This window comes from Orbaceae bacterium lpD04, from assembly GCA_036251935.1.
GTDB lineage: Bacteria > Pseudomonadota > Gammaproteobacteria > Enterobacterales > Orbaceae > Orbus > Orbus wheelerorum.
In genome coordinates this window covers 2,041,114-2,055,135 of sequence record CP133967.1, presented here as the reverse complement: position 1 = coordinate 2,055,135, position 14,022 = coordinate 2,041,114, and the positions used below count along the sequence as shown (strand labels likewise).

2 protein-coding genes are annotated in these 14,022 nt (G+C 41.5%); both read left to right on the top strand.

What is annotated here, in order from left to right:
- Positions 1–263 precede the first annotated feature (263 nt).
- On the top strand, positions 264–12,983 hold the full coding sequence (locus tag RHO14_09200; protein ID WVD70529.1) for an Ig-like domain-containing protein: 12,720 nt from the start codon (positions 264–266) through the stop codon (positions 12,981–12,983).
- 192 nt (positions 12,984–13,175) lie between these two features.
- Positions 13,176–14,012: an ABC transporter substrate-binding protein gene (locus tag RHO14_09195; protein WVD70528.1), complete on the top strand. Its 837-nt coding sequence runs from the start codon at positions 13,176–13,178 to the stop codon at positions 14,010–14,012.
- Positions 14,013–14,022: the final 10 nt, after the last annotated feature.

Here is a 14,022-nt window from a genome sequence, read left to right as displayed (position 1 = left end):
TGGGTTGTTATTATCTTTTCACATCTAATAATTTTTATTTATCATGATTAAGATCGTAATTAAATTGTTTGTAATATTTTTAATTTAAATAAAAATCGGATTAAAATTAAACATAGTCTTTATTTTATTTTTTTTAAGCGTTAAGTGCGCTTTAAAGTGTTAAGTTTGTGAAAAAAAGTGCTGCTTTACTTGCCATAGTACATAAAACAATCATATAGTGCACCATTTTTAACGCATGTGAGTGAGCAATGGGTGTGGGTAAAATGGGTCTAATAGTAAAACTTGTATTAGTAATGCAAATTTTGTTGCCATTATTTGTTAGTGCTAATTCGGTAGCTTCAGCGATTAATTTAAATTCTGAAGATATTAAAAATAAGCAACGCTTATCAAATATTAAAAATAACTTACCGGAACTAAGTAGTTCATCAGACGGATCGACTGATTCGGCCGAGAGCTCCATCGCCGCAGGGCTATCACAAACCGGTACACTTATCTCAAGTGATAATACCAGTGATGCGACTAAAGACTGGCTTGAGAATTCAGCTTATGGCTACTTAAGCAATGAAATGCAAACTTGGTTAAATCAGTATGGTAATAGCCGTATTCAAATTAATTCTAATGGCAATTATAGCGCTGAACTCCTGATCCCATGGTTTGAAAACAAAAATAATTTATTCTTCTCGCAATCGAGAATTAGCCGTGAAGATGAGAATAAAAGCACCCTAAACCTAGGATTAGGTTATCGTAATTATCTTGATAATTGGATGTGGGGCGTCAACAGCTTTTATGACCGAGATTTAAAAAATAATAATGCAAGACTTGGTGCCGGTTTTGAACTTGGCGCCAACTATCTCAAATTATCCACCAATGGTTATTTTCGTTTAACCGACTGGCGCCAGTCAAAACTCGATGAATTTAACGATTATGATGAGCGTCCAGCAAATGGTTTTGACATCCGAGCAGAAGGCTATTTACCCAGTTACCCTAACCTTGGCGGCAATCTTTTGTATGAAAAATATTTTGGTGAAAATGTTAACCTTAAAGGCTCAAGTTCACTGAGTAATCTAAAAGATGATCCGGAGGCTTATACCGTTGGCTTATCTTATACGCCGGTTCCCTTGTTTTCGTTTAAAGTAAATCAAACAATGGGCGATGTGACGGAAACCAAAGGGATATTTGAACTCAATTACCGCATGGGTGTTCCTTTAGCTCAACAATTAAATGAAAAATTTGTGGCTGAAATGAGAACACTACAAGGCTCTCGTTATGATTTTGTTGATAGAAACAATGCCATCGTCATGCAATATAAGAAGCAAGTTCTATTAAGGATTGCATTACCGAAAACATTATCAATCATTGCCACTAAACCGGAAATATTAATACCGACGATCACTAAGAATAAATATAAAATCGATCGAATTGAATGGTCATCGCCTGCATTAACGGCGAAAGGCGGCACGATAATTCCGAGCTCATCTTATCCTTATTCGGCCACAATCCTGATGCCGTTTTATGACTATGTCTCGACATTAGCGGGCAATAGTTATGATATTACGGCGGTCGCAGTGGATGTAAATGGTAATCGCTCAAATATTGCAACCACCAATATTTTGGTCTCACCAAAACCGATAAATGAAGTGTTTTCAACGTTTACCATTTCACCTAATACCAATGTTGTTGGTGATGGCGAGGCGCAAGGACTGGTTACGGTGGTGGTGAAAGACAGCAATACTGGCGACTTACTCGCCGATGTTGCGGTTAATTTTACCCTTGTTGACAGCCAAGGCGCCGTTGTAGACGGCATTAAGCTTGATGGCAATAGCGTATCAAGCCTAAGTCGTATGACTGATAGTAATGGGGCAATCACTTTCCCTATAACCAGTATCAAATCGGGTGAATTTACATTAAATGCCATAATTAATGATCGGGAGTCAAGTAATGAGAAAATTTCATTTATCGCCGATGAAAGCACGGCCCAAATTAATACGGGTGATGTAACCGTCATTGGTGGTGGGGCGTTAGTTGGTAGTGATAGTGTAACGAAAATCAAAGTAAAAGTGACCGATCAAAATGGTAACCCCGTACCCAATCAAGATGTGACATTTACGGCGGATAATGGCGCCACAATCACGCCAACAGGTCGAACTGATGAAAATGGTATGGTTGAAGTTATTGTCAGTAATAAAACGGCGGGCAGAACAAACATCTCGGTTAAAGTTGGTTTACAAGAAATATTAACCGGCGTTGATTTTATTGCCGATATTACCAGTGCCCAAATTAGCTTTGAAAGCAGGGGGAGTTATCTAGCGGGTCGTAATAGCGAGACGTTTGTTAAAGCTATCGTCACCGATAAAAACGATAATATTATATCGAATCGAGAGATTGCTTTTACGGCAAATAATGAGGCAACCTTTGGCGAAAATGAATCGACGACATTTGTTGGAAAAACGAATGATGACGGTGTGATTGAAATTGCATTAAATAGTAAAAAAGCGACGGAAATTACCGTAACTGCCACGGTAACGGCCGTTAATATCTCTTCAGATACGGCAGTAAGCTTTGTTGCTGATGATAGTAATGTCCAATTTGAATTTGGTGATAATGGCGTTGTTGATGATGCGGTAGCGGGCACTGATACCCCGGTTAAAGTGATTGTTAAAGATGCTAATGGCAATCCGGTGATTGATAAAGATATCACGTTTACAACGAAAAATGAGGCCGGCGAGACGGTTACCTCAACGGGTAAAACCAATGATAAGGGTGAAGTTGAGGTTATCATCAAAGATAACACCGCGGGCAGTTCAACTATCACAGCTGAACTGGGGAATAGCAAAGGCAGCACTGAAATTACGGTAGTGCCAGACAGTCGCTCCGCTAAAATAAACGCGATGGATGTCGTAAAAAAAGAAGCAGTCGCTAATGGTGAGGACGTAATAACGGCTATTGTTACAGTAACGGATAAATACAATAACGTATTAAAAGGCCAAAAAATCACCTTCACAGCGAGTAATGACGTTAATGTTGCAGAATTTGGTGAAACGGATGCTGAGGGTAAAGTAACGATTAATTTAACCCACACCAAAGCTGGAGATAGTGCAATTGAAGCCGTTATTGTTAATGCACAAAGTGAGCCTAGCAGTATAAAAGATAATATTAAATTTGTTGCTGATGATACTAGCGCACAATTTGAATTTGATGTGATAGGTGATCCTGTTGCGGGCGCTGATACCACTGTTAAAGTTAAAGTGACGGATAAAAATGGTAATCCAATTATCGGTAAAGATGTGTCATTTACCGCTGATAATGGCGCAACGATTACACCAACGGGTAAAACTGATGAAAACGGTATGGTTGAAGTTATCATCAGTAATAATACTGCCGGTAACACAAACGTTACCGCTAAAGTAGGTGATATAGAAGGCAATGTTGTGGTTGATTTTGCACCTGATGAGTCGACCGCGCAAATAGCCACGATGGAAACGGCGATAAAAGAAGCGGTTGCAAACGCTAAAGATACCATTAGTGTGATTGTCACGGTAACTGATGCTAATAACAACGTATTAAAAGGTCAAAAAATTGCCTTCACGGCAAGTAACAATGCAAGTGTTGCAGGCTTTGGCGATACTGACGATAAAGGCCAAGTGACCATCACCTTAAGCAGTATTAAAGCCGGTGTGAGTGATATTAAAGCCTCATTAACCAATGCTAAAGGTCAGCAAAGCGCTAAAGAAGATCAAGTTAGTTTTGTAGCCGATGATAGCAACGTAAAATTTGAATTTGGTAACAACGGCGTTGTTGATGATGCGGTAGCGGGCACCGATACCCCGGTTAAAGTAATTGTCAAAGATGTTAATGGCAATCCGGTCATTGATAAAGATATTACATTTACAACGAAAAATGAAGCGGGTGAAACAGTTACCTCAACGGGTAAAACCAATGATAAGGGTGAAGTTGAAGTTATCATCAAAGATAACACCGCAGGCAGTTCAACTATTACGGCAGAACTAGGCAATAGCAAAGGCAGCGCTGATGTTAAAGTGGTTGCCGATAAAACCACTGCGCAAATTACCACGATGGAAACGGCGATAAAAGAGGCGGTTGCTAATGGTAAAGACACCATTAGTGTGATTGTCACGGTAACTGATGCCAATAATAACGTGTTAAACGGCCAAAAAATTGCGTTCACGGCAAGTAACAATGCCAACGTCGCAGAGTTTGGTGAAACCGATGATAACGGTCAAGTGACTATCACCTTAACCAGCATTAAAGCGGGCGTGAGTGATATTAAAGCCTCATTAACCAATGCTAAAGGTCAGCAAAGCGCTAAAGAAGATCAAGTTAGCTTTGTTGCCGATGATAGTAACGTAAAATTTGAATTTGGTAACAACGGCGTTGTCGATGATGCGGTAGCCGGCACCGATACCCCGGTTAAAGTGATTGTTAAAGATGCTAATGGCAATCCGGTCATTGATAAAGATATTACATTTACAACGAAAAATGAGGCGGGCGAGACGGTTACCTCAACGGGTAAAACCAATGATAAGGGTGAAGTTGAGGTTATCATCAAAGATAACACCGCGGGCAGTTCAACTATTACCGCTGAACTCGGTGAGAGCAAAGGCCGCACGGATGTTAAAGTGGTTGCCGATAAAACCACCGCGCAAATTACCGCAATGGAAACGGCGATAAAAGAGGCGGTTGCAAACGGTAAAGACACCATTAGTGTGATTGTCACGGTAAAAGATGCCAATAATAACGTGTTAAACGGCCAAAAAATTACATTCACGGCAAGTAACAATGCCAATGTGGCTGAGTTTGGTGAAACCGATGATAACGGTCAAGTGACTATCACCTTAACCAGCATTAAAGCGGGCGTGAGTGATATTAAATCGTCATTAACCAATGCTAAAGGTCAGCAAAGCGCTAAAGAAGACCAAATTAGCTTTGTTGCCGATGATAGTAACGTAAAATTTGAATTTGGTAACAACGGCGTTGTCGATGATGCAGTAGCAGGCACCGATACCCCGGTTAAAGTGATTGTTAAAGATGCTAATGGTAATCCTGTCATTGGCAAAGATGTCACTATTACGACGAAAAATGAAGCGGGTGAAACGGTAACCTCAACGGGTAAAACCAATGATAAGGGTGAAGTTGAAGTTGTGATCAGTGATAACACTGCAGGTAACTCAACGATTACAGCTGAACTCGGTGATAACAAAGGTAGCACAGATGTTAAAGTGGTTGCCGATAAAACCACTGCGCAAATTACCACAATGGAAACCGCGATAAAAGAGGCGGTTGCAAACGGTAAAGACACCATTAGTGTTATCGTCACGGTAAAAGATGCCAATAATAACGTGTTAAACGGCCAAAAAGTTACATTCACGGCAAGTAACAATGCCAATGTGGCTGAGTTTGGTGAAACCGATGATAACGGTCAAGTGACTATCACCTTAACCAGCATTAAAGCGGGCGTGAGTGATATTAAAGCGTCATTAACCAATGCTAAAGGTCAGCAAAGCGTTAAAGAAGATAAAGTTAACTTTATTGCCGATGAAACTAGCGCTCAATTTGAATTTGATGTGATAGGAGAGCCTATTGCAGGTAACGATTCAACTGTTAAAGTTAAAGTGACTGATGCAAATGGTAATCCAATTATCGGTAAAGATGTCTCATTTACAGCCGATAATGGTACAACTATCACGCCAACAGGGAAAACCGATGAAAATGGCATGGTTGAAGTTATCATTAGTAATAATACGGTCGGTAACACAACTATTACCGCTAAAGTGGGTGATAGAGACGGCAGTACCTTAGTTTATTTTTCGGGAGATAAGACAACAGCACAAATCGTGACGATGGAAGCCGCTAAAAAAGAGGCTGTCGCAGATGGTAAAGATCTAATTAGTGTTATTGTTACGGTAAAAGATGCCAATAATAATGTATTAAAAGGTCAAAAAATTACATTCACGGCAAGTAACAATGTGAACATCGCAGACTTTGCAGAAACCGATGATAAAGGTCAAGTGACTATTGCTTTAAGCAGTATCAAATCAGGCGAGAGTGATCTTAAAGCTTCATTAACCAATGCTAAGGGTCAGCTAAGCGTTAAAGAGGACAAAGTTAACTTCATTGCTGATGATTCTACGGCAAAATATGAATTTGATGTTGGCGATGACGCAGTAGCAGGTAGCGATAAAACGGTAACCGTTAAAGTGACCGATGCAAATGGTAATCCAATTATTGGCAAAGATGTCGAATTTGTTGCTGATAATGGCGCAACTATCACGCCAACGGGTAAAACCAATGAAAATGGCGAGATTGAAGTTGTCATTAATAATAATACTGCTGGTAAAACAACCGTAACGGCACAAGACGGTGGTAAAGTCGTTGGTGGCGTGGATGTTAATGTTGTTGCTGATATCAGCTCAGCTAAAATCAATTCGATTAGTTCAGCGGGTAGCAAGGTAGCTGGCCGAGCTGATGCGACTACAGTTATCGTCCAAGTGACCGATAAATACGGCAATATTTTGATTAACCAAAACGTTAGCTTTGTGGCCAATAATGACGCAACGATTGCATCTACGGGTACAACTAATGATAAGGGACTGATTGAAGTTCCGTTAAATAGCAAAAAAGCAATTAATGTTACCGTTCAAGCAAAACTTGGCGAAAATGAACCATCGTCAATTGAGGTTCAATTTATTGCCGATAATGTTGGTGCGACAATACTTGATGGTAACTTAACTGTTGAAGGTGGCGCTGAGCACATTGCTGGCCGCGAGGTGCTCGTAACAGCCCTTGTGACTGATGCAAATGGTAACATTATAGCTAACCAAGAAGTGACCTTTACAACGGATAGAGCGAGTGCAACGTTTAAAGCAACGTCATCGGGCACAGCCTCAGGGACGTTGACGGGGATCACCGATAAAGACGGTAAAGTGAACGTTATTTTAGTTAACCCTAAAGCGGTCCTAACAACCATTACCGCTGCGGTAAATGGCAATAAAGCGACGACAAAAGTGAACTTTATTGCTGATGATTCTACGGCAAAATATGAATTTGATGTTGGCGATGACGCAGTAGCGGGCAGCGATAAAACGGTAACCGTTAAAGTGACCGATGCTAATGGTAATCCAATTATTGGCAAAGACGTCGACTTTGTCGCTGATAATGGCGCAACTATCACGCCAACGGGTAAAACCAATGAAAACGGTGAGATTGAAGTTGTCATCAATAATAATACCGCCGGTAAAACAACCGTAACGGCAAAAGACGGCGGTAAAGTTGTTGGCGGCGTTGATGTTAATGTTGTCGCTGATATCAGCTCAGCTAAAATCAATGCAATTAGTTCAGCGGGTAGCAAGGTAGCGGGCCAAGTTGACGCAACAACAGTTATCGTCCAAGTGACCGATAAATACGGCAATGTTATCGCTAACCAAAACGTTAGTTTGGTAGCCGATAATGACGCAACGATTGCATCTACGGGTACAACTAATGTTCAGGGACTGATTAACGTTCCGCTAAACAGCAAAAAAGCAATTAACGTTACTGTTCAAGCAAAACTTGGCGAAAATGAACCTTCGACAATTGAGGTTCAATTTATCGCTGATATTGCCTCTGCGCAAATTCTTGATGGTAACTTAACTGTTGAAGGTGGCGCTGAGCACATTGCTGGCCGTGAGGTGATTGTAACGGCCCTTGTAACTGATGCAAATGGTAACATTATAGCGAACCAAGAAGTGACCTTTACAACGGATAAAGCGAGCGCAACGTTTAAAGCAACGTCATCGAGCGCAGCTTCAGGGACGTTGACGGGGATCACCGATAAAGACGGTAAAGTGAACGTTATTTTGGTTAATCCGAAAGCGAGCCTAACAACCATTACCGCCGCGGTAAATGCCAATAAAGCGACGACAAAAGTGAACTTTATTGCCGATGATAGCAATGTTAATTTTGAGTTTGGTGATAACGGCGTTGTCGGTGATGCGATAGCGGGCGTTGATAAAACCATTAAAGTCAAAGTGACCGATAAAAATGGTAATCCTGTCATTGGTAAAGATGTGACATTTACGACCACCGATGACTTAGGTAATACGACCACTCAAACCGGTAAAACGGATGAAAATGGTCTGGTTGACGTGGTAATTACTGATAACACGACGGGGAGCAAAGAGGTAACGGCAAACCTTGGTAATAGTCAAGGAAGCACCAATATTAATATTATTGGGAACAGTGACATGGCGCAAATTGTTATCTTTAAAGATAACGGAAGCAAAGTCGCAGGCCGTGATGGCGAGACAACAGTGCAAGTCAAAGTGACGGATTCATACGGTAATATTTTACCGAATCAAAATGTCACGTTTACCGCGAACAATGAGGCAACGATTTTATCGACAGCGACAACCAATGCTGAGGGGCTGATTGACCTCCCACTAAACAGCAAAAAAGCGGTGTTGGTGACGGTTACGGCAACCACTGGTAAAGCCGAGCCTAAAGAGATTGGCGTGCAATTTATTGCGGATGTTAAAACCGCTAAAATTGTGGCAGGTAATGTGACGGTTGAAGATGACCGGGCGCTAATTGGCGGTGAAAAAACAAATAGCGTTAAAGTAAAAGTTATTGATGCTAACAGTAATAATGTCCCAGGCTTAACGGTGGTATTGACTGCCGATAATGGGGCAATTGTTGGTAAGATTGCGGAAACAAACGCTGATGGTGAAGTGCTTGTGACGTTAACGAGTAATACCACCGGTGAAAGTAACGTGATTGCCTCAATAAAAGAGGGTGCTCAGCAAGAGGCGTATCCAGCCGTTAAGGTGATGTTTATTGCTCAAATTCTGGATAAAGATTTTATGCCAGGAAGCAATAGCGCCGCCGCTAACAATGTTGCACTAAACAGTGTTTATGCGAAAGTGACGGATTCGAAAGGGAAAGGCGTTGCAAACCAAAAAGTGACCTTTACGGTTGAAAATACAGAGAGTAATCATCCGACATTCTCAAATAATGACACGACGATAACGGTGACTACCGATGAAAATGGTGCGGCGACCACCACCCTTAAAAATACCAAAGCGGGCCCGACAACGGTCACCGCAGCGCTATTTGATTCGAGCCCAACAACCGTGGTTGATTTTGTTGGTGATACCGCGACAAGGCGCATTGTTGTGGGTAACTTAACGGTTGAAACTAACAATGCCATTGCCGATGGACAAGCAACTAACAGTGTTAAAGTTAAAATTACTGATGAAAACGATAATCCGTTACCGGGCGAGTTAGTCAATTTAACGGCTGAAATATACAATGGCACCGTGAACGTTGGCAACATTGCTAAAACAGATGCAAATGGTGAAGTGGTTGTGACATTAACCAGTACTACGGCGGGACTGTCTGATGTGACGGCGTCGATAACCAATGATCAGAACATCACCAGTAACCAAGTTAAAACGGTTAAATTTGTTGCAAACACTAGCACCAAACATTTGACGATTTCAACAACGGGGAATAATGCGAGTGCAAATGGCTCGGAGACGAATGTTGTTGAAGTGAATGTTGTTGATGCCAACAACAATCCATTTGCCAATGAAAACGTCGAGATTACGGTTCCCGCAGGTGTGACCATTAGCACGGTTAATGGCGCGGCTTATAGCGCTGCAACTGGGTTTGTGTCTGACAGTGAGGGGAAAGTTGTGCTCACCTTGATATCTCACACCGCCAATACGTATGCGATAACGAGTCGCCTAAGCTCAGCTGACGCGTCGACAACTATCACCTTTATTGCCGATAGTAACACGGCGACATTAAACCGTCTTGAGGTGATAACGGTAGACGGCGTGCTTGCCAATGGCCAACAAATGAATAGCGTGCTAGTTAATGTAACCGATGCAAACGGCAATGCATTATCGGGTCAACAAGTGACGTTCACGGCGAGTGGCAGTGCTAACGTGGTTGATTTTGGCAAAACGGATATTAACGGTAACGTGACAATTTACTTAACCGATACCGTCGCGGAAGAGAGCGACGTTGAAGCCTCAATCACCAATGCAAAAGGTGAAGTAAGCCGTAAAAATGGCAGCGTTAAGTTTGTGGCAGATAGTGATAACCCGATAATAAATAGCCTTGAGGTGATGACACCAGCGGGAGTCGTTGCTGACGGTGTACATATTAATATTGTTTCAGCGAGTGTGACCGATGCGATGGGTAACCCATTAGCCGGTAAAAAAATCAACTTCACCGCAAGTGGTGATAATGTCAAAGTGCCTGAATTTGGCGTAACAGATGCTGATGGTAACGTAATTATTTACTTAACCGATACCGTTGCTGAAGAGGTTGATATTGTTGCCTCAATTGCCAATGCGAAAGGTGAGATGAGCCATAAAAACGGCAATGTGACGTTTATTGCTGATACTAATACGGCGAAAATAACCGGGTTTACGGCAAATGGTACCAAGGTTGCGGGTGGTGAAGGTGAGACAACGGTGCAAGTTAAAGTGACGGATAAATACGGTAATATTTTACCAAATCAAGTCGTCACGTTTACGGCCAACAATGACGCCGCGATCTCATCGACAGCGACAACCAATGCAGAGGGAATGATTGTTCTGCCGCTAAACAGCAAAAAAGCGGTGTTGGTGACGGTTACGGCAACCGTTGGTAACGCGGAGCCTAAAGAGATTGGCGTGCAATTTATTGCGGATGTTAAAACGGCTAAAATTGTGGCGGGCAATGTGACGGTTGAAGATGACCGGGCACTCATTGGCGGTGAAAAAACAAATAGTGTCAGAGTTAAAGTTATTGATGCCAACAATAATAATGTCCCTGGTTTAACGGTGGTATCAACTGCCAATAATGGCGCAAGCGTGGGTAAGATTGCTGAAACAAACGCTGATGGTGAAGTACTCATTACGTTAACGAGTAACACAACGGGGGCAAGTAAGGTGACGGCCTCATTGACAAATAGCGCGGCACAAGAGTCTAGCGAAGATGTGACGGTGATGTTTATTGCTCAAATTCTGGATAAAGATTTTATGCCAGGAAGCAATAGCGCCGCTGCGAACAATAAAGCACTAAATAGTGTTTACGCGAAAGTGACGGATTCAAAAGGGAAAGGGGTTGCAAACCAACAGGTGACCTTTACGGTTGAAAATACAGAGGATAACAATCCGACGTTCTCAAATGATGGCACCACCATCACGGTAACAACCGATGAAAATGGCGCGGCGACAACAACGCTTAAAAATACTAAAGCGGGCCCGACAACGGTCACCGCAACGTTATTTGATTCGAGCCCAACGGCGACCGTCGATTTTGTCGGTGATACCGCGACAAGGCGCATTGTCGTTGGTAACTTAACGGTTGAAACTGACAATGCCATTGCCGATGGACAAGCAACTAACAGTGTTAAAGTTAAAATCACCGATGAAAATGATAATCCGTTGCCGGGCGAGTTAGTTACTTTAACCGCTAAAATATACAATGGCACCGTGAACGTTGGTAATGTGGCTAAAACAGATACGAATGGTGAAGTGATTGTGACATTAACCAGTACCACAGCGGGACTGTCTGATGTGACGGCGTCAATAACCAATGACCAAAATATTACCAGTAATCAAGTTAAAACGGTGAAATTTATTCCAAATATTAACTCGATAACGTTTACACTGGCAACCACCCAAAATAATGCCGGTGCAAATGGCCTGGATAGTAATACTGTTGAGGTCAATGTATTTGATGCAAATAACAATGCTATTGCAAATCAAAAGGTCGCTATCACCATTCCATCGGGAGTGACCGTAACGCAGGTTAATGGCGCGGCTTATAGCTCTGCAGCTGGATTTGTGACAGACAGTGAGGGGCAAATTGTGATTAAAATGACCTCAAATACCGTTGGCAGCGCTAAGGTAACCGGTCAGTTAAATTCCGTTGAGTTAGCAACGGATATCACATTCGTTCCATCTATGGGTAGTGATACGACAGCCGTATTAAGTGCCAGTCGCATTCTCAATAACGACAACGCATCAGGCTCGACGGGTGGGCTTTCAACATTAACGCTTAAACTGGTTGATGATAAAGGTAAAATTGTCACCGGGATGGCAAATAATATTGTCTTAACGCCAGATCAAGCAGGATTAAATATTGGTAAGTTGACGGAAACGGCAACGAAAGGAACGTATACGGCGACAGTGACTAGCTTAACGGCGAATAACTATAATATTGTGCTTTCGTTTAATAATGGCATTGCTTATACCACAACGCTTCCATTACTGGTCTACACTTATAATTTTGCGCTAAATGTTCAAGACAAAAAAATAGGTGAGCAGATGATATACCAGTATTCTTTGACTGCAGTTGAATCGGATACTTATGCGACGGTGTCTGTCAATAATGTAACGGCCACATGGTCATCGTCAAATACAAGTGCTGCAACCATTGTCGGCGCTGGCTCGGGTGCTACCGTAACAGGGGTTAAAGCTGGGCAAACTATTATTTCAGCCGATGATATTGTGCTTAATGGCGTTAAGGGATCAACTAGTGCCGCAGCTAAGTTAATTGTTTCAATACTGAATTTTAGTCCTAAATATGGAGATTATACGACAAACCCAACAGGAATACAGTCCTTAATCCAGCCACCTAATTATTCCTTCAAAGGGAGTACAGGGAATATTGTTGACTCCATAGGTAATAGTGGTGGTACTGGTGGGGGCGCTGGAGAGGTGACAAACACTGATTTAGTGACTTCAATTGATATTACAGCGTGTACTTTTAATGGTGTAAGAGTAATTGGACAACTAGTCTTTCATTATAGTGATAATCGTACACCAATGAATTTTGGTGCGGCAAAGGGGTGTAAAGCACCAATAACAACGGATACTTACACTATACCGGCGAATCAACAATTTGTTGGACTTGTGGCTTTTAATAGTGCCAAATATAGAACTAGTGTATATGTAGGGGGGATTCAATTTATTACTACTGAAATTTAATCCATCTCTAATTTTGGGCGCATTAGCGCCCTTTTTTATTATAAAAATTTAATTATTAATCGATATCACTTCGAGCCTATTTTTAATTGCTATTTCTATATAACAAACCGTTATAAGCATGTTCATTTATATTATTAACCACTTCTATTAACTATTGATAGACTTAAATTGTCTTACAAGTGGAGAGTAAAAATGATATCCAAATTAAAAAAGATAACCCCGTTATTTCTATTTATTGCCTCATTAGTGATGGTAAATACAGCTTATGCTGATCGCTTAGATGATATTGAAAAAAGCGGCGAGATTAAAATTGCGGTATTTGATAGTAATCCCCCTTTTGGTTATATTGATGAAGCAACTCGGCAAATTGTTGGCTTAGATGTAGATTATGCAAATGCCATAGGTAAGGCATTAAATGTTGATGTGAAATTAATTCCAACTAACCCCGCTAACCGTATTCCATTACTAAATTCACAAAAGGCAGATTTAATTGTTGCTAATTTTACGGTAACAAAAGAACGAGGTAAAGCGGTTGATTTTAGCGTGCCTTATTTTGCTACAGGGCAAAAATTTATCGCTAAAAAAGGGCTATTAAAGACGCCTGATGATCTGAAAAAATTACGTATTGGCGCTGATAAAGGCACTGTGATGGAAATCACATTACGTGAGCAATATCCAACCGCCAGAGTGATTTCATATGATGATACTCCCTTTGCCTTTAGTGCACTGCGAAGCGGCGTGGTACAGGCAATAACGCAAGATGATGCTAAGTTAATTGGTTTACTTGCTAATGTGCCCGCTAAGCAGCGTGAGGAGTTTGAAATATCGCCCTTTAGTATCACCAAAGAGTATCAAGCTGTTGGCATTGCCAAAGGTGAAACTCGCTTAAAAGAAAAAGTCGATGCGGCATTATTTAAGCTAGAACAAAATGGTGAAGCCGTTACTATTTATAACCGCTGGTTTGGCCAACTAACGACATCTGCTATGCCAAGAGGCGATTTTAAAATTGGTGATGGTGCATTAGAGTAACATGCGTCAA

Bases quoted from the DNA above. Each gene is read 5' to 3' on its own strand.
- RHO14_09200 (WVD70529.1), top strand. From the start codon at position 264: ATGGGTCTAATAGTAAAACTTGTATTAGTAATGCAAATTTTGTTGCCA.
- RHO14_09195 (WVD70528.1), top strand. From the start codon at position 13,176: ATGATATCCAAATTAAAAAAGATAACCCCGTTATTTCTATTTATTGCC.